Consider the following 17,980-nt stretch of genomic DNA (forward strand, 5'->3'; position numbering starts at 1 on the left):
CCGGGCCAGCCGTATCCGGGTCAGCCGTACCCGGGCCAGCAGCAGCCGCAGCCGGGCCAGCCGTATCCGGGTCAGCCGTACCCGGGCCAGCAGCAGCCGCAGCCGGGCCAGCCGTATCCGGGTCAGCAGCAGCCGCAGTCGGGTGGTCAGCAGCCGGGGCAGTCCGAGCCGCCGGTCAGCTGACCGGCGGTGCAACGGCCTCCGGGGAACGACCCGTTCCCCGGAGGCCGTTTCGGGTCTTCCGGCCCCTGCGCCGGCCCGGCCGGCTCGCTGTCGGGCTTCCGCTGGCCGGGCCGGTCGGTTACCTTGGCTCGGCGGTGCCCACGGCGGGACGCGCGGAACCGGTGTCGTGCCGGACGAACCGGTCCGCGCCGAGCCCGCCGCTGCGGCTGCGCTCCTGTCGTACGTCAGAGCAGCCGTCGAGAGGGACCTCAGTGGTGTCAGCCTTCACCCGACGTGGGCGGGTCCCGCGTACCGTCACGGCCCCGGACGCGCCGGAGGCGGCCGCTCAGGCCGGCCGACCCCGCGCCCTGGTCACCGGGGCAACCGCCGGCATCGGTGCCGCCTTCGCCCGGCGACTCGCCGCCGACGGTCACGATCTTGTCCTGGTCGCCCGGGACGGCCGGCGACTCGCGGATCTCGCCGCCGAGCTGACCGACCGGCACGGTGTCGCGGTCCGGGTGCTGGCCGCCGATCTCTCCACTGACGAGGGTTGTGATGCGGTCGAGGTGCGGTTGCGCGACCCGGCCGAGCCGGTCGACCTGCTGGTCAACAACGCCGGGTTCAGCCTCAACCGGCCGTTCCTGTTGTCGACCGCCGACGACGAGGTACGCCTGCTCCGGGTGAACGTGCACGCGGTACTGCGGTTGACCCTCGCCGCCCTGCCGGGAATGGCCGAACGTGGACACGGGGCAGTGATAAATGTCTCTTCGGTTGCCGGATTCGGCCCGGTGATGCCCGGGTCGACGTACTCGGCGAGCAAGGCGTGGGTGACGAACTTCAGTGAGTCGATCGCCCAGTCGGTGCACCCGTACGGCGTACGGGTGATGGCGCTCTGTCCCGGCTACACCCGTACCGAGTTCCACGACCGGGCCGGGATCGACATGTCGAAGACTCCGGAGTGGATGTGGCTGCGCGCCGACGACGTGGTCCGGCACGCCCTTCGTGACCTGCGGCGGAACCGGATGGTGAGTGTGCCGGACTGGCGTTACCGGGCGGTGGTCTTCGGACTGCGGCACGCGCCGGGCCGGCTGTGGCGGGCGGTGGCCCGGGACACCCGGGGGCGGATCGGTCGCGAGGAGAGCTGATCCGGCGCGGGTCGACCGGGGCGTCGGCCGGGCTCGGTGGGTCGACCGGAACGTGGTCGCTCCGACCGGATGTGACCCGAAAGCAGGCAGGATTCAGTGCGGAGAGTAGCCGATTTTGTGGCTGCTCGGCCACCGTGGAAGCCGTACCCACGGCCGCCGTGCCGGGTCGGCCGTTCGGCTTTCATCTCGGCGCAGTACCCTTACCGGCCATGGGGGACCACGACGACCTGCGTAAATTCATCACTGACCTCGCCGTAGTCCATGGACGGGTAGTCCTGTCCTCCGGGCGTGAGGCGGACTGGTACGTCGACTTGCGGCGCGTGACCCTGCATCACGCGGCGGCACCGTTGGTCGGCCGGACCATGCTCGATCTCACGGCCGACTGGGACTTCGACGCGGTCGGCGGTCTGACGTTGGGTGCGGACCCGATCGCCCTCTCGATGCTGCACGCCGCCTCGGCGCGGCAGCGTCGGTTGGACGCTTTTGTGGTTCGCAAGACTGGGAAGACGCATGGTCTGCAGCGCCGGATCGAAGGTCCGGACGTGCGTGGTCGCCAGGTAGTGGCCGTAGAGGACACCTCCACGACGGGCAGCAGTGTGCTGACCGCAGTGGAGGCGTTGCGGGAGGCCGGGGCCGTGGTCGTGGGCGTGGCGGTTATTGTTGATCGAGGTGCGGGCGACGCCGTGCGAGCCGCCGGACTGCCATACCGGGCAGCCTATACGTTGGCTGACCTCGGCCTAGTGGCCTAAAAGTTTGCCGATTCGGTCTGCTGATATGCAGGCGGGTCGATGCTGCTGGTGGAAGGATGGAATACGTGGGAACTGCGTTGGCCGAAATGACTATGCCTCAGATCTCGCCGCTTGCCGGCGAGCCGATCGAGCGCGCCGATGCTGAGCGGCTTGCGGGGGTCCTCAAGGCCCTTGCTGACCCCGCCCGGCTGCGGCTGCTCAGCCTCATCCAGTCGGCGCCGGAGGGCGAAGCGTGCGTGTGTGACCTCACCGCGCCGCTCGGCCTCTCGCAGCCGACGGTGAGTCACCACCTCCGGATCCTCACCGAAGCCGGCTTGCTGGAGCGGGAGAAGCGGGGCGTGTGGGCTTACTACCGCCTGGTGCCGACGGCGATCGCGACGATCGCTGATCTGCTGACCCCGCCGCGGAAGCGGGCCACCAAGAAGGCTCGCTGAATCAGTGACGGTCCGTCTGGTGTCCGCCCTACCCGGGACGGCGCCAGACGGCCCGACCGCTGACGACGCGGTGGGTTCGCCCCGACCGACAACGTGAACCGTCCCGAGGAGTGGCTGCGGGACCGGTCCAGGTACGTCGGGCGATGAGTGGTGGGCTCATCCGGTGGGCCGGGGTCGCCGGCACGGCGCCGGGCAGGCTGGGCGGGGATGATGTGTCGCCCCCGCCCGATTTTCTGCTGCCCACGCCAGGGTGCTCCACGCCAGGGTGCCCATGCCACGGGTCGTGCCGCCCCGTGGCATGGCCGGGCGCCCGCCGACCACGGCGACCACGGTGAGAACCGCGACTGTGGCGAACCCGCAGGACTACGGCGGAGGCCAGCCTGGACGCGGGCCGGGGCGCCGCCCCGCGTCACGCGGTGACCGGTCCGCTCAGTAGCGGTGGTGCTGCCGGCGCTGCTGGGCCTCCTGGGCGGCGTGCTCCAGCTCGGCGGCCTCCGCCGGGGTGGTGCCCCGCTTCGCGGCGAGCCGGGCCCGGAGCAGTTCCACGGCGATCGGAATCACCGAGATGACCACGATCGCGATCAGGATCAGCTCGATGTTGGTCTTGACGAACGGGATCTGACCGAGGAAGTAACCGAGGACGGTGACCCCGGTTCCCCAGAGGATGCCGCCGACCACGTTGTAGACGACAAAGGTGCGGTACCGCATTCCGCTGACCCCGGCAACGATCGGCGTGAAGGTCCGGACGATCGGTACGAACCGGGCCAGGACCACCGAGCGTGGGCCGTACTTGTCGAAGAACTCGTTCGCCTTGATCAGGTTTTCCTGCTTGAACAGCTTGGAGTTCGGCCGCCGGAACAGGGCCGGGCCGACCTTCTTGCCGAACGCGTACCCGACCTGGTCACCGGCGATCGCCGCGATGGTGATGAGCAGGCAGACCAGCCAGAGCGGGTAGGTGATGTACTCGCCGTTCGCGGTGAGCAGGCCGGCGGTGAAGAGCAGCGAGTCGCCCGGCAGGAAGAACCCGATCAGCAGGCCCGACTCGGCGAAGACGATGGCCAGAATGCCGAGCAGCCCAAAGGCGGAGATCAACCGCTCCGGGTCCAGGAAATCCGGCCCCAGGGCCAGCGTGGTGGTGGGCGTCGGCACGAGTGGACCTCCGGAACGGGGCGGCGGGCGTGACGAGGGGACCGCCGGATCGGTGGCGGCCACCACAGCAGTCTAGGCGGCGTCCACGTCCCGCCGCCGTCGCGGTTTCGGATGGGAGCCGGGTGACCCGCTCCGGGCGGTCGGATCTGAACCCCCCGTCGGGCACCCGGCCCCCACCGCTGCGCTGTGCACCGGACCGGTCACAGCCGCGGGTCGACCGGCTCCGACTCGCTGGCCAGGATGGCGAAGACCAGTTCGTGCCGCCGCCACAGCGGAGCCCGCTCGGCCAGCAGGTCGAGCGCGGCCAGGCCGAGCCCGTGTTCCCGCAGCGCCAGCCCGCGCTTGCGCCCCAGTGACCGGTGCCGGAGCGCGGCGAGCTGCTCCGGCCCGGCGTACTCCGGGCCGTAGATGATCCGCAGGTACTCCCGGCCGCGGCACTTGATGCCCGGCTGCAGCAGCCGTCCCCGGTCGTCCCGGGCGGCCGGCCCGGCGTACGGCTTGACCACCATGCCCTCACCACCGGCGGCGGTCAGCTCCAGCCACCAGTCGGTCGCCTCCGCGACCGACGCCTCGTCACCGAGATCCACGACCAGTCGCCGGGTCGGGGTGAAGAACCCGGGATCGGCGGCGTGCAGCCGGTCGGCCAGGGCCAGATGCCAACCGTGGTCCCGGCCGGCGTGCGACGCGCCCTCGCTGGCGAGCACCGCGAACGGGGCCAGGGTCACCCCGTCGAGACCGTCGGTCGGGCGTACGTAGGCCCGGTAGGCGTCGGCGTACCGGGCCAGGTCGGCCGCCCGGCGGCTCATCCGGTCCCGGAGCTCGGCCACCGGCAGACCCCGGGCACCCGCCCGGTCCAGCGTCTCCAACACGGCAGGCAGGGCAGCCCGGCCGGCGGCGCCCACGGCCGCGTACTGCTCCCGGATCAGGCCGCCGGCCTTCGCCGACCAGGGCAGCAGTTCGCAGTCGAGCAGCAACCAGTCGGTCTCCAGTTCGGCCCAGAGTCCGGCCGAGGTGGCGGCGGCGCGTACCCGGTCCAGCAGGGCCCGGTCCAGCGGGTCGCCGAAGAACGGCCGACCGGTCCGGGTGTAGACCACTCCGTCACCCGGGCCGAACCGGGTCGTGCCGTCGGCACCCCGGTCGGCGGTGTCACCCCGGTGGACCAGCACCACGGCCCGGGAGCCCATGTGCTTCTCCTCGCAGACGACCCGGTCCACCCCGGCGGACCGGTAGTCGGCGAACGCCTGCGTCGGATGCTCCAGAAAGCCCTCTCGCGTCGAGGTCGAGCAGGGCGCCATCGTCGGCGGCAGCCAGGGCAGCCAGCGCGGGTCGACGGAGAACCGGCTGATCACCTCCAGCGCCGCCGCCGCGTTCTCGGCCGGCACGGTCACCGTGCCGTAGCCGTAGTCGACGTGTCGCCGGCCGGTGACGTCCCGCAGGTCGAGGCCATGGTCGTCGGCGGCCGCCCGGTCGCTCGCCCCGGCGCCGTCGCCGGCGCCGCCCGACCCGTCGGGTACGGCGTGCAGTGGCCGGGCCGGTGCGTAGTACTCCTTCGCCGCCGGCACCGAGACCAGCTCCCGGCTCGGGTAACGCAGGGCGGTCAAGGCCCCGCCGAAGACGCAGCCGGTGTCGATGCAGATGGTGTTGTTGACCCAGTCGGGGGTCGGCGTCGGGGTGTGCCCGTAGACGACCATCGCCGAACCCCGGTAGTCGCGGGCCCACGGGTAGCGCACCGGCAGGCCGTACTCGTCGGTTTCGCCGGTGGTCTCGCCGAACAGCGCGAAGGCGCGGACCCGGCCCGAGGCGCGGCCCTGGTACTCCTCCTTCAACCCGGCGTGCGCGACCACCAGTCGGCCGTCGTCCAGCACGTAGTGGCTGACCAGGCCGTCGATGAACGCCGACACCTCGCCGACGAAGGCCGGGTCCTCGGCCTCCAGTTGCGTCAGGGTCTCGGCCAGGCCGTGCGAGACGGTCACGTTGCGGCCCCGCAGCTTCCGGAGCAGCTTCTGCTCGTGGTTGCCCGGCACGCAGAGCGCGGTGCCGGCGGCGACCATCCCCATCACCAGCCGGAGTACGCCGGGCGAGTCCGGCCCCCGGTCGACCAGGTCACCGACGAAGATCGCGGTACGGCCCTCCGGATGCTCGGCGCCGATCGGCCGCCCGTCTGCGTCCCGGTGCAGGGTCCAGCCGAGCCGCTCCAGCAGCAGCTCCAGCTCGGCCCGGCAGCCGTGTACGTCGCCGACGATGTCGAACGGCCCGGTCAGCTCCTTCCGGTTGTTGAACAGCTTCTCGTAGCGGATCCCGGCGGCCTCGATCTCCTCGACGCCGCGCAGTACGTGCACCTTGCGGAAGCCCTCGCGCTCCAGCCGCCCGATGCTGCGCCGCAGGTCACGCTGCATCCGGGTGATGACCTGTCGGCCGAAGGTCCGGTCGGGCCGGGCCTGGGTCCGCTCCCAGCAGACTGCCTCGGGCACGTCCAGCACGATCGCCACCGGCAGTACGTCGTGCTCCCGGGCCACCGTCACCAGCCCGGCCCGGGCGTGCTGCTGCAGGTTGGTGGCGTCGACCACGGTCAGCCGTCCCGCCCGCAGCCGCTTGCCGGCCACGTAGTGCAGCGCGTCGAAGGCGTCGGAGGAGGCGGACTGGTCGTTCTCGTCGTCGGCGACCAGGGCCCGGAACGCGTCGGAGGAGAGGACCTGCGTCGGCGCGAAGTGTCGCCGGGCGAAGGTCGACTTGCCGGACCCGGAGACGCCGACCAGGGCCACCAGGGCCAGTTCGGGAATGTCCAGGGTGGTCACGCGGTCTCCTCGGGCTGTTCGGGGGCGGACGGGGTGGCGCTGCTGAAGACGGCGAGCTGGGTCGGGGCGCCGACCTCGGGGTCCTCGTCCCCGACCCCGCTGATCGCGACCGTGTAGCCGTACGTCGTGCCGACCCGCCCGGCCCACGCGGCGAACTCCGCCCGGCTCCACTCGAACCGGTGGTCGGCGTGCCGCAGGGTGCCGGCGGCCAGCCCCGGGTAGCGCACGTTGTACTCGACGTTCGGGGTGGTGACCACCACCGTCCCGGGGCGGGCGTGACCGAACACCGTCGCCTCCAGCGCCGGCAGTCGCGGCGGATCGAGGTGCTCGACGACCTCCATCAGTACGGCCGCGTCGAAGCCGCGCAGCCGGTCGTCCCGGTAGGTCAGCGCCGACTGCCACAGCTTGATCCGCTGCTGCTGCCGGGCCGGTAGCCGATCCAGGCGCAGCCGGCGTTCCGCCATCGCCAGCGCCCGGGACGAGACGTCGGTTCCGACGATCTCCGTGTAGCGGCGGTTGCGGACCAGGTCGGTGAGGAGCGCGCCACCGCCGCAGCCGAGGTCCAGCACCCGGGTCGCGCCGGACGCCTCCAGCGCCGCCAGGACCGCCGCCCGACGTCGGGCGGCGAGCGGCTGCCGGTCGACCGTGGCCGGCAGCCCGGCCTCCTCGTCGGCGCCGGTGTCGACGGCCTCCACCACGCTGTCCTGGTCGGCGGGGTCGTCGGCGAGCCGGAGTTCCGCCAGTCGGGCCAGGGCGGTGCCGGCCAGCGCCCGCCGGTGCGCCAGGTAGCGCCGGGTGATCAGACCCCGCTCCGGATGGTCGGCCAGCCAGCCGGCACCGGCCCGGAGCAGCTTGTCGATCTCGTCCGGTGCCACCCAGTAGTGCTTGGCGTCGTCCAGCACCGGCAGCAGGACATAGAGGTGGTTGAGTGCGTCGGCGAGCCGGAGTGTCCCGGTGAGGGTGAGGTCGACGTACCGGCTGTCACCCCAGTCGGGAAACCGTGGGTCGAGTGGCACCGGCACCGCCGCCACCGTCCAGCCGAGCGGGGCGAAGAGCCGCTCGGCCAGGTCGGCACCGCCCCGGCAGCGCAGCGCCGGCACCCGCAACTCCAGCGGAATCGGCGTCGCGGCCAGTTCGGGGCGGTCCTTCGAGTCGCCGCGCAGCGCCGAGCGGAACACCGTGGAGAGCGCGGAGGAGAGCAGGCTGGAAGCCGCGTACGGCCGGTCGTTGACGTACTGGCCGAGGGTGAAGCCCTCCGGTGTGCCGGTCGTACCCCGGCCCGACCGACCGCCCCGGTTCCGGGTCCCGGTCAGGGCCGCCGGATCCGTGTCGAGCAGCAGCGCGGCGGTGCACCGCTCCACCGTGGCCTCCGGGAACAGCACGTGTGCCGTACCGGTGGGGACGGAGAACGAGTGCGCCCGGTCCGGATGCTTGACCAGCAGGTAGCCCAGGTCGGTGGCGGGCCGGTGGGTGGTGGTCACGGTGATCAGCACGGTGACCATGCTGACAGGCGGCCGCGTCGTCGTCGCCCTGATTATCGGCGGGAACGGCGGCACCCCGTCGCCCCGGAAGCGGGGCGACGGGGTGCCGTCAGCCGTGGTGCGGGTGGTGCGGGACCGGCCGGGTCCAGGCCACCGGACGCTGGCCCGGGTCAGGCCACGAAGCGGGTCCGACGGCGCCGGGCGAGCACGAAGCCGACCACGCCGGCCGCGAGCAGCACCGCACCGGCACCGGCGATCAGCCCGGTCGCGGTTCCGGTGACCGGCAGGCCACCGCCGGCACCGCCGCCACCCTCGGCCGCGTTCACCAGGATCTTCGCGGTGTCGTTGGACTTGTCGGCGTCGCTCTGCCGACCCGAGCAGTTGCACGGGAAGTTGATCTCGACCTTGCCGGCGGCGTTCGGGATCACCGTGTCGATCCGCAGGGTGAACTCGACCGTCTGCCGGTCGCCGGGCGCCATCAGCAGCGGGGTGTCGCATTCGTAGACCGTGCCGAACGGCTTACCGCTCTGGCCCCAGTCGTTGCCCTTCCGCCCCACGCAGTCCTGCGGGACGCCCACCGCGCTGGTCCCGCTCGGCAGCGTGACCCGCAGGTTGGTGACCCCGTCGCCGGTGCGGATGGCGTCGGCGGTGGCCGACCCCGGGTTGTCCAGGCCGACCGTCACGGTGACCTCGTCACCCTGCTCGCCGGCGGCGCTGTCACCGATCGCGGCCAGGTCGACCGGGTTGTTGCCGGTGACCGTCACCTCGACCCCCGCGTAGTTGTTGTACGGGTCGGGGTCGGTCTGGGCGCTCCGGGCACTCACCCGGGAGACCTCGCGCAGGGCCAGCTTGGCGCCGGTACCGGCAGTCCGCTTCGCCCGGGTCTCGTTCATCAGATCGGCGAAGTCGTCCTTCGTGTACCAGGTCATGTTGCTGTGCTCCCGCCCCGGCGCCTCGGCGGCGGGGCTGAGGGTGTAGGCGAAGTCGACCCCGTACGTCGCGCCCGCTTCCAGCGCCTCGTCAAAAACGCAGGCCTGCAGGGCGTCGCCGTCGTAGAAGCAGTTCGAGTACCGCTCCCGCGGAAGGATCCCGTGGTCGTTGTCGAACAGCAGGGCAGCACCGTTGAGCACCGTGGTGCTGGCGTTCGTGACCCCCGCCGTCGCGGTGAAGTCGTCCCCGGGGCGGGCGGTGACCCCTGCGCCCTCGAGGGCGACGAGGTCGACACCCTCGCCGACCCGGATGGTCGCCTCGTGGCTGACGGCCGCGCTCCCCTCCGCCTCGAAGGTGACCTTCAGCGTGCCCTCGTCGCCGAGGGTGGCACCGTCAGCCACCTCGAAGAGCAACTTGTGGTCGTAGTAGCTGCCCCACGGGTCCACCATGATCGAGCCCTGCGGGGTGCAGACCAGCTTCGTCCCCGCCGCCTCGCACCAGTCGGCGGAACCGGTTTCGGTGACGGTCACCTTGCCGGCCAGGTCGGCGAGGTCGTACGTGAGCTTGGCCTCGTACACCGAGTCCTCTTCGGAGCCGTACAGGATCGGCGCCGCGACCGTGCCGGGCTGGCCGAGTACGACGGTGGTGTCCGGAAAGTAGACACCGAGCTCGATGGCGGCGGCCTGGGCCGGCGTCGGGGCCACGGCGACAAGCGCGCCGGCCACACCGAGCCCGGCCAGCGCACGCCGGGTGTTTGTGATTCGCATCGAGGGGGTTCCTCCCGTGAAGATCAGATGCGGCCCCCGGAGCGTACAAACCGGAATCCGGTCCTGCTGTCCCGAAAACCAAGCAGGTCCGTTCGGTGGATGGGCGCCTGTCGTTCAGCCCGAATGTCTTTCCGGTATCCCGCAATCATTCGGTCCGTCCGATCCGTCGAGATAGCAGAAGACGCCCGGAGGTGTGCGTGACGTACGAGGAGTTCGCCGACTCCCGGCTCACCGCGTTGCTGCGCTACGCGGTGATGCTGACCGGCGACCCCCATCTCGCCCAGGATCTTGTGCAGGAGACGATGGTGCGGGTCCAGCTCAACTGGCGACGGGTGGTCCGGGCCGACGTGCCCGAACGGTACGTGCGCCGAATGCTGACCAACCAGTACCTCGACTGGCAGCGCGGGTCCTGGATGCGGCGGGTGTGGCTGCGCGCGGAACCCGACGAGGGGCTGCCCGCGCCGGTGGACCACGCCGAGGCGACCGCCGACCGGGACCAGATCTGGAGCTGGCTGGCCCGGCTGCCCCGCCGCCAGCGCGCCGCGCTGGTGCTGCGCTACTACGAGGATCTGCCCGACGCGGAGATCGCCGAGGTGCTCGGCTGCGCGGTCGGGACGGTGCGCTCGGCCATCTCCCGGGCCCTCGCCACCATCCGTGCCGAGTTCGTGGAGGCCTGACGATGAGCGACGACATGCGGCCGGTCGAGGACGAGTTGCGGGCGGCGTTCGCCCGGTACGAGGGGTTGACCCCGGAGGTCGGCCCGGTGCGTGAGGCGATCGCGGTGACGGTGACCCGGCGTCGACGCCGCCGCCGGGCGGTACGGGCCACCGGGGCGGCGTTCGCCCTGGTCGCCGTACTCGCGGTGCCGTTCCTGGGCCGGGCCGGTGACCTGCCGGGCGTTCCGGAGGTCGCCGCGCCGCCGTTCGTACTGGCCCCGACCGGTCCGGCGGAGCCGCTGGACTTCCTGTTCCTCGGGCTCGACGGCGGTGACGGGCGGAGCAACGGGCACCGGGCGGACACCGTGCTGATGGTGCACGTACCGGCCGACCGGAGCCGGCTCTACCTGATCTCGATCCCCCGGGATCTCGGCGTCGAGATCCCGGGCCACGGCTTCGCCAAGCTCGGTTCGGCCTTCTACCTCGGCAGCCACCGGCCCGGAGCCCGGCCGGACCTGGCGGCCGGGGCGGAACTGACCGAGCGGACGGTCAGCGAGCTGACCGGGGTACGGTTCGAGGCCACCGCCACCCTCACCTACCGGGGGCTGCGGCAGGTGACCGACGCGGTCGGCGGGGTGCGGGTCTGCCTGCCGGCCGACGTGGCGTCCCAGCACACCGACCGGACCTTCCGGGCCGGTTGTCAGCAGCTGGACGGTGCCGCCGCGCTGGACCTGCTCCGGCAGCGGTTCACGATGCGCGAGGGGGCGCACGACCGGGACCGTAACGGGCAACGGTTCGCCGAGGCGCTGCTGCACAAGGTGACCGACCCGGCTACCGCCCTCAACCCGGTCCGGGCCGCGCAGATCGTCGACGCGGTCGGCGGTGACCTCGTACTGGATCTCGGCGGGGTGACCGTGCCGGAACTGTTCGGCGCCCTGCGTGGGGTGGCGGCGGCGGACGCGGTGGGCATCGGTTGGACGATCCGCCCCCGGCAGAGCGCGGACGGCCTGGTCGAGACGATCGACGCGGCGGAGAGCCGGAGTCTGTTCGACGCGTTGCGCCGGGACACGGTGGCCGAGTGGGTGGCGGGGCACCCGCAGCGGATCACCCGCTGAGGCACTCCCACCGATCTGGAGGCTGACCCGGGTGGTGCCGGGTCGGGGTCCGCCCGGTCAGCGGTAGTCGTCGTCGTGCGGGGCGACGACCCGGGACTGTTCGATGGCGTCGTACTCGTCGACCTCCAGGCCCCGCTGGACGGACGGCTGGTCCTCGGTCGACGGATCAGCGACGGTGGCCTGCTCGACCGCGTCGGCGGCCGGCGCCTCCGGATCCCGTTCGTCGGGGGTGAGGTGGTCGCCGGGGGCGAAGTCCTCGTCGGGCTGGGCCATGTCGCTCTCCTGCGGATCGGTCACTTTCCTCACCGTACGGGGTGTTCCGTCGCGAGTCTGCCAAGCACCGTGCCCGGTGCGGCGGCCGGGTAAACCGGCAGTGCCCGGCGGGTACCCCGACCAGTCGCCCGGTCCGGTCGCTGACCTGCTGCCCGGTCCGGCGTCCGGTCGCCGGAATCGCCGCCCGGCTCCGGATCGGCGTGCCAGGATGGGGCCGTGGGCTTCCTGATCAGGCTGGTGATCAGCGCCGTGGCGCTGTGGATCACCAGCCTGGTGGTGCCCGGCATCGAACTGACCGGGCGGTCCGGCTGGGAGAACGCGCTGACGGTGCTGGTCGTCGCGTTCATCTTCGGCATCGTCAACGCGGTGCTGAAGCCGATCATCCACGTGGTCGGTTGCGTCTTCTACCTGCTGACCCTGGGACTGTTCGCACTTGTGGTGAACGCGCTGCTCTTCCTGCTCACCGACTGGATCGCGAATCTGTTCGACCTGCCGTTCTCCATCGACGGCTTCTGGCCGGCGTTCTACGGGGCGATCGTGATGGCCGTGGTGGGCTGGCTGCTCGGTGTGGTGGTGCCGGACCGGTCCGAACGCTGAGGTGCGGAAGGGTGGGTTGCGGCGGCGGAAACGGCCTGCGGGATACTTCCGGCGGAGGACAGCGCGGTCCGGCGCACCCAATGAACCTTTTTCAACCTCCCGTAGCGGTCCGTCGTGGCCCAGGTGGAAGTCGGGGCGCGTGCGCCGCGCGGTTCAGGTTGAAAAAGGTTCAATCAGACAGCGGCCGACGAGGCCGGGAACGTTTTCAAAGGAGCGTTTGACATGCCCATCGCTTCCCCCGAGGTCTACGCCGAGATGCTCGACCGCGCCAAGGCGGGCCGGTTCGCGTACCCCGCGATCAACGTCACGTCCTCGCAGACCCTGAACGCGGCGCTGCGCGGTTTCGCCGACGCGGAGAGCGACGGAATCATCCAGGTCTCCACCGGTGGCGCCGAGTACCTCTCCGGCCCGACCGTGAAGGACATGGTGACCGGCGCGGTCGCCTTCGCCGCGTACGCCCGCGAGGTGGCCAAGAACTACCCGGTCAACATCGCCCTGCACACCGACCACTGCCCCAAGGACAAGCTCGACAAGTTCGTCCGCCCGCTGATGGCCGTCTCCAAGGAGCGGGTCGCCCGGGGCGAGGAGCCGCTCTACCAGTCCCACATGTGGGACGGTTCGGCGGTCCCGGTGGCGGAGAACCTGCAGATCGCCTCCCAGCTGCTCGACGAGGCCGCGGCCGGGCACATCGTGCTCGAGATCGAGGTCGGCGTGGTCGGCGGCGAGGAGGACGGTGTCGAGAACGCGATCAACGACAAGCTCTACACCACCGTCGAGGACGGCATCGCCATGGTCGAGGCGCTCGGCCTCGGTGAGAAGGGCCGCTACATGGCGGCGTTGACCTTCGGCAACGTGCACGGCGTCTACAAGCCGGGCAACGTCAAGCTCCGCCCGGAGATCCTCAACGAGATCCAGCAGGCCGTCGGCGCCAAGTTCGGCAAGGGCGACAAGCCGCTCAGCCTGGTCTTCCACGGCGGCTCCGGCTCGCTGCTCTCGGAGATCCGGGAGGCGCTCGACTACGGCGTGGTGAAGATGAACATCGACACCGACACCCAGTACGCCTTCACCCGCCCGGTCGCCGACCACATGTTCCGCAACTACGACGGGGTGCTGAAGGTCGACGGCGAGGTCGGCAACAAGAAGATGTACGACCCGCGGGTCTGGGGCAAGCAGGCCGAGGCGGGGCTGGCGCAGCGGGTCGTCGAGGCCTGCGAGCACCTCCGCTCCACCGGCACCACGCTCGCCAAGTAACCGAGACAACGGTCGCGCCGCGGCCGGTGTCCCGGACATGGAATGTCGGGACACCGGCCGCCGGTCTGTCCGGGCTCAGCCGGTGGTGGTGAGCAGCCGTACCGCCTCGTGCACGTCGTCGGTGACGTGGATCAGCGCAGACAGGTCCCCGGCCGGTGAGAGGGTCAGCAACGGGCGCAGCAGCGCCTCCACCGGCAGGGTCCGGGTCCAGAACGCGCGGTCCAGGAAGACGTACGGGCCGCTCGCCCCGTCGGTGCCGTAGAACGTCTTCGTCGCCGCCTGGAACACCTCCTGGACCGTGCCGGCCCGGCCGGCGGCGAAGACGATCCCGCCCCGGGCCAGCCGCAGGATGGTGTCCTCCCGGATGGCGTTCGAGAAGTACTTGGCGATCCGGCCGGCGAACAGGTTCGCCGGCTCGTGCCCGTACAGCCAGGTCGGGATCGCCAGGCCACCCCGGCGGGCCCAGCCGTCCGGGTCGTCGACCCGGTCCGCACCACCACCACCACCACCACCACCACCGTCGCCGCCGACGCGGGGACCGGGCAGTGTCGTACCGAACCGGGCCCGGACCTGCAACGCGACGGCTGTGTAGGGCCCGTGGTCGGCGAAGTCCGGCGCGGTGGCCAGCATGTCGATCGCCGCGGTCAGTTGCTCCGCCGAGTGGTCGGCGAGGTAGGCGCCGAGGTTCGCCGCCTCCATCACCCCGGGCCCGCCGCCGGTCACCACCAGCCGGCCGGCCCGGGCCAGCTCCCAGCCCAGCGTGGCGGCCAGCCGGTACGCCGAGGTGCCCCGGGGCACCGCGTGCCCGCCCATCACCCCGACCACCGAGCCGGGTCCGTGGGTGGCCAGCCAGGACCGGGTGGCGTCGGCCAGCGCGTTGTCGACGGCGTGGTCGTGCAGCCGCTGGGTCAGCGCCTCCCGTACCTCCGGCAGCGCACCCCCGTGGGCCCGGAAGTGCTGGTAGACCAGGGTGTCGTACATGCCGGCGAAGCCGTGGCTGTCGAAGCCGGCGGCCAGGTCGTCCGGCGTGTAGAGCCGCGGCGGGTGGATCGGGTACGGCAGCGTCGGAAAGGCCGGCACGACGTACGCGCCCCGGCGTACCACCTCGGCCTCGACCTCTCGGGAGGCGAACCGGCAGCCGACGAAGAGGGTGTCGGTCAGGTCGACGGCGGTCAGGTCCGGCACCGGTTCGAGGTCGAGCCGCAGCCCCTGGACGGTCAGCCCGGCGAGGCTGCCGCCGCGCAGGTGGGGTTCGAGTTCGGCACGGGATTCGATCTCGTCGGCGGTGTGGTCGTGGGGTTCGAGCACGTCGGCGGGGGGTGGAGTGGGCACCCTGACCATCCTGCCCCGGGCCGGCAATCGTCCGCCGCAGGGGCCGGTATGGCGAGAGCCCGGCGACACCAGGGTCACCGGGCTCTCTGTTACCGGGTCCTGGGGAGGCTCCGGACCTCCATTTGTAGTCCACTCCGTCGCCGGGCGCACCGTCCGCACGCGTGACGGCTCCCTCAGCCGTTCAGCCAGCCTCCGTGCCAGGGGTCCCTGGTCGGCGCCGAACGCCGCCGGGTTGAATGGTCCGATGCAGAACCTCTTGCCCGAACCGCCGGCCACCCTGCTGCCCGGCGACGACGAGGCCGAGGCGGCGCTCGCCGCCGCGCGGCAGGCGGACACCGACGACGCGTACGCGTCGGCGGCCGCCCACCATCCGACGTTCAGCGCGGCCTGGGCGACGTTGGCGGCACGTGCTTTCGACGCCGACCAGGTGGTCGCCGCGTACGCGTACGCCCGGACCGGCTACCACCGGGGTCTGGACCAGCTCCGCCGTAACGGCTGGAAGGGGCACGGGCCGGTGCCCTGGGCCCACGAGCCGAACCGGGGCTTCCTGCGCTGCCTGTATGTGCTCTCCCGGGCGGCCGACGAGATCGGCGAGGCGGACGAGGCGGCCCGGTGCGCCCAGTTCCTCCGGGACTGCGACCCGGCGGCCGGGGACGCCCTGGCCGGCAGCTGATCCGACCCGGCGCCCCGCCTCGGGACGGGGAGCGTCGGAGCTCTGCCTCGGACGGGAAGCGTCGGCACCGGCCTTGGAACCGGTGTGTCGTCCGTCCCCGCCCCGGGTGGTCGGACCGGGACGGACGAAGGGTCCAACGGCGATGCCGGAGTCAGAGCCCTTCGGCGACGGCAGCGGCGATCTTCAACCAGGCGTCCCGGGTCGCGGACGACAGTTGGGCGTACCGGATCGGTTCGCCGGTGTCGATCAACCGCTCGTACGGGGCGGTCAGCACCACCCGGGTGCGGGCCGCGAAGTGCCGTTGGATCGGCGGCAGGTCGATCTCCTTCCGGGACGGCGGCATGGAGACCACCGTCACCGCCTGCCGGACGAGCCGCTGCCGACCGCTCTGCTCCAGGTGGTCGAGCATCCGGGCAGCCGTCTCCGCCGAGTCGTTACGGGCGGACATCGTCACCACCAGTTGGTCGGTGGCGTCGATCGCCGCCTGCCAGTTCTGGGCCCGGACGTTGTTACCGGTGTCCACGAAGATCAGCTTGTAGAAGCGGCTGACCACCTCGCGGAGTTCGGCGAAGGCGGCGGCGGTGAGCATCTCGCCACCGGTCGCCGACTCGTCCGAGGCGAGGACGTCGAACATGCCCTCGCTCTGCGAACGGACGTACTGGGACAGGTCACCGACCCGGCCGTGCGCCCCCTTGAACTGATACAGGTCACGCAGCAGGTCCCGGACCGTACGGGAGTGGAAGTCCTGCTGGGCCCGCATGCCGAGGGTGCCCTGGGTCTCGTTGTTGTCCCAGGCCAGCACGTAACCGCCGCGCTTCTGACCGAACGTCATCGCGAGCAGCAGGATCGCCACCGTCTTGCCGGCGCCGCCCTTCGGGTTGACCACGGTCACCTGACGCAGTCCGCCGAAGTTGCGGCGGATCATCTCGATGTCCTGCTTGATCTCCTGCTCGTGCCGGCCGGGAGCGAGCTTGACCAGCCCCAGCGTCGACTTGTTCACCACGGCCCGGACGCCGGTCTGGGCGACCGGGTCGGCCGGCCGGACGGCCCGACGCTGGGCGAACTCCTCGGCGGTCGGGGTCCCGCCGTCCGGTGTCCAGAGCGGGTCCGGGTAGCTCGGCGTCGGTGGGGCGGGGTAGCCCGGTACCGGAGGAGCGGGGTAGCCCGGCACCGGCGGAGCGGGCACGTGCGGCTGCGGCGGCACCTCGGTGGCGCCCGGGTGGTGTGGCGGAACGGGACCCGGTCCGGGCACCTGCGGCGGGACCGGCGCCCAGGGGGACTGGGCGGCGGCATCCGGCGGGCCGGGCACCGGCGGTGCCGGCGGATAACTCGGATAGCCCGGTGGGGTCGGGTACGTCGGGGCGGGCGGGTACGTCGGACCCGGCGGTGGCGGGTACGCCGGCTGGTGCGGCACCGGCGGCGGTGGGACCTGCGGCGGCACCGGTGGCGGGTACGCCGACGCCGGACGCGCGGTCGCCGAGTAGTACCCGCCGGTCATGGTCGGCGGATACGGCCCGATCGGTGGTGTCGGTACCGGCGCGGCCTCGGCCCCGCCGGTCTGCTGCGGCGTCCCGGCCGCCGGCTGTCCGGCCGGTGCGTGTCCGGCCGCCGGCTGTCCGGTCCCGGTCGGCGGCTGGCCTGCTCCCGGCTGGGCGGACGGGTCGGCGGGTGGTGCCGTGGTCGGCCGTTGGGGCGGTTGGGCCCATGGCGACTCCGTCGGCCGGGGGATCGCGCCCGCCTCCGGCGCGGTGGCCCGGCCGGCACCCGGCAGGGTGGCCCGACCACGGATCGGGGCTACCGGCCGGGCGGCGTCGGGTGGTGCGGCGGCACCCTCCGGCCGGTCGGCCGGCGGTGCGCCCGCTTCGGCGCCGCTGCCACTCCCGGCGGCGCTGGCCAGGCCGCTGTCACTCCCGGCGGTGCCGCCCGGACCGCTGCCACCTCCGGCGGTTCCGCCCGGTGGCCCGGGCTCGCCCGACTGCTCGCGGGCGGGGTCGGCGACCGTCGGCGTGACCGGTGCCGGACCCGGGGCGACCGGGTCGGTGCCCGTGCCGACCTTGGGCGAGCCGGTGCCGGGGCTCACGCTGGCCTTGCCGGCGTTCGGGTTCACGCTGGCCTTGCCAGCGTTCGGACTGACCGTGGCCTTGCCTGCCGTGGGGCTGATGCCGATCGAGCCGGTGGTGCCCGAGCCGGTGCTGATCGAGCCGGTGTTCGGGTTGACACTGGCCTTGCCGGCGACGGGGCTGGTACCGGCGGCCCGGTGACCGGCCGCGTCCTCACCCGGTCGGTCCGGTGACTCCGGACGGGCCGAGCCGGTGGCCGCCGACGCCCCGGACTGTGCCGGCGAGACCGGCGAGACCGGCGTCTCCGGCTGACGGATGTCGCCGGTGTTGACGGTGGCGCGGCCCTGGCTCGGGCGCACGGTCGGCCAGACCCGGGTCGGCGAGTTCACCGACGCGGCGTTGGCCGGGTCG

At 72.3% G+C, this 17,980-nt stretch carries 16 protein-coding genes; 8 read left to right on the plus strand and 8 right to left on the minus strand.

The annotated features are described in order from the left end of the window. The coding region (locus tag ABGB05_RS16595) for a hypothetical protein (protein ID WP_347654306.1) at nucleotides 1-195 on the minus strand (195 nt) is incomplete at its 3' end. A 335-nt stretch (nucleotides 196-530) separates the two neighbouring features. Between ABGB05_RS16595 and ABGB05_RS16600 the strand changes: the two genes are divergently transcribed. The 3 genes from ABGB05_RS16600 to ABGB05_RS16610 all read left to right on the plus strand — a co-directional run bounded on the left by ABGB05_RS16600 (nucleotide 531) and on the right by ABGB05_RS16610 (nucleotide 2,490). After that, nucleotides 531-1,307 (plus strand): SDR family oxidoreductase, encoded by a 777-nt coding sequence (locus tag ABGB05_RS16600; protein ID WP_347654454.1) that lies wholly within the window; start codon nucleotides 531-533, stop codon nucleotides 1,305-1,307. A 209-nt stretch (nucleotides 1,308-1,516) separates the two neighbouring features. Further along, entirely contained in the window at nucleotides 1,517-2,056 is a 540-nt protein-coding gene (gene pyrE, locus ABGB05_RS16605; RefSeq protein ID WP_347654307.1) for an orotate phosphoribosyltransferase, read from the plus strand. 56 nt (nucleotides 2,057-2,112) lie between these two features. Next, nucleotides 2,113-2,490: a metalloregulator ArsR/SmtB family transcription factor gene (locus ABGB05_RS16610; RefSeq protein WP_007073957.1), complete on the plus strand. Its 378-nt coding sequence runs from the start codon at nucleotides 2,113-2,115 to the stop codon at nucleotides 2,488-2,490. A 429-nt stretch (nucleotides 2,491-2,919) separates the two neighbouring features. Here ABGB05_RS16610 and ABGB05_RS16615 read toward each other — a convergent pair whose 3' ends face one another. From ABGB05_RS16615 to ABGB05_RS16630, 4 genes are all read right to left on the minus strand, one after another. Beyond that, entirely contained in the window at nucleotides 2,920-3,639 is a 720-nt protein-coding gene (locus ABGB05_RS16615; protein ID WP_347654308.1) for a VTT domain-containing protein, read from the minus strand. Between the two features lie 200 nt (nucleotides 3,640-3,839). Beyond that, nucleotides 3,840-6,434, minus strand: coding sequence for a polynucleotide kinase-phosphatase (locus ABGB05_RS16620; protein WP_347654309.1), 2,595 nt, complete (start codon nucleotides 6,432-6,434; stop codon nucleotides 3,840-3,842). Beyond that, nucleotides 6,431-7,927, minus strand: a complete 1,497-nt coding sequence (locus tag ABGB05_RS16625) for a 3' terminal RNA ribose 2'-O-methyltransferase Hen1 (RefSeq protein ID WP_347654310.1) — start codon at nucleotides 7,925-7,927, stop codon at nucleotides 6,431-6,433. The genes ABGB05_RS16620 and ABGB05_RS16625 overlap by 4 nt, the downstream gene beginning before the upstream one ends. A 158-nt stretch (nucleotides 7,928-8,085) precedes the next feature. Continuing rightward, nucleotides 8,086-9,612, minus strand: coding sequence for an LPXTG cell wall anchor domain-containing protein (locus tag ABGB05_RS16630; protein ID WP_347654311.1), 1,527 nt, complete (start codon nucleotides 9,610-9,612; stop codon nucleotides 8,086-8,088). A gap of 197 nt (nucleotides 9,613-9,809) precedes the next feature. Between ABGB05_RS16630 and ABGB05_RS16635 the strand changes: the two genes are divergently transcribed. Together ABGB05_RS16635 and ABGB05_RS16640 are read left to right on the plus strand one after the other, a co-directional pair. Next, complete coding sequence (locus ABGB05_RS16635; protein WP_347654312.1) at nucleotides 9,810-10,289, plus strand: SigE family RNA polymerase sigma factor; 480 nt, start codon at nucleotides 9,810-9,812, stop codon at nucleotides 10,287-10,289. Between the two features lie 2 nt (nucleotides 10,290-10,291). Continuing rightward, on the plus strand, nucleotides 10,292-11,383 hold the full coding sequence (locus ABGB05_RS16640; RefSeq protein WP_347654313.1) for an LCP family protein: 1,092 nt from the start codon (nucleotides 10,292-10,294) through the stop codon (nucleotides 11,381-11,383). 57 nt (nucleotides 11,384-11,440) lie between these two features. On the opposite strand, the gene ABGB05_RS16645 is transcribed toward ABGB05_RS16640, so the two are convergent. After that, nucleotides 11,441-11,656 (minus strand): hypothetical protein, encoded by a 216-nt coding sequence (locus ABGB05_RS16645; protein ID WP_347654455.1) that lies wholly within the window; start codon nucleotides 11,654-11,656, stop codon nucleotides 11,441-11,443. A gap of 216 nt (nucleotides 11,657-11,872) precedes the next feature. Here ABGB05_RS16645 and ABGB05_RS16650 point away from each other — a divergent pair, with 216 nt between their 5' ends. Further along, complete coding sequence (locus tag ABGB05_RS16650) at nucleotides 11,873-12,253, plus strand: phage holin family protein (protein WP_347654314.1); 381 nt, start codon at nucleotides 11,873-11,875, stop codon at nucleotides 12,251-12,253. A 222-nt stretch (nucleotides 12,254-12,475) separates the two neighbouring features. Continuing rightward, the gene (gene fbaA, locus ABGB05_RS16655) at nucleotides 12,476-13,504 is read left to right on the plus strand and encodes a class II fructose-bisphosphate aldolase (RefSeq protein ID WP_347654315.1); all 1,029 of its coding nucleotides are present in this window, start codon (nucleotides 12,476-12,478) and stop codon (nucleotides 13,502-13,504) included. Between the two features lie 75 nt (nucleotides 13,505-13,579). On the opposite strand, the gene ABGB05_RS16660 is transcribed toward fbaA, so the two are convergent. Next, a complete protein-coding gene (locus ABGB05_RS16660; protein ID WP_347654316.1) occupies nucleotides 13,580-14,845 on the minus strand; it encodes a hypothetical protein in 1,266 nt (421 codons plus the stop codon). 235 nt (nucleotides 14,846-15,080) lie between these two features. Between ABGB05_RS16660 and ABGB05_RS16665 the strand changes: the two genes are divergently transcribed. After that, nucleotides 15,081-15,509 carry a DUF3151 domain-containing protein gene (locus ABGB05_RS16665; RefSeq protein WP_347654317.1) on the plus strand — a complete coding sequence of 143 codons (429 nt, stop codon included), beginning with the start codon at nucleotides 15,081-15,083 and terminating at the stop codon, nucleotides 15,507-15,509. Nucleotides 15,510-15,660: 151 nt separating this feature from the next. Here the strand turns inward: ABGB05_RS16665 and ABGB05_RS16670 are convergent, their stop codons facing one another. Beyond that, the gene (locus tag ABGB05_RS16670) at nucleotides 15,661-17,958 is read right to left on the minus strand and encodes a chromosome partitioning protein (protein WP_347654318.1); all 2,298 of its coding nucleotides are present in this window, start codon (nucleotides 17,956-17,958) and stop codon (nucleotides 15,661-15,663) included. Nucleotides 17,959-17,980: the final 22 nt, after the last annotated feature.

The sequence above is a fragment of the Plantactinospora sp. B5E13 genome (genome assembly GCF_039871775.1).
Classification (GTDB): Bacteria; Actinomycetota; Actinomycetes; order Mycobacteriales; family Micromonosporaceae; genus Plantactinospora.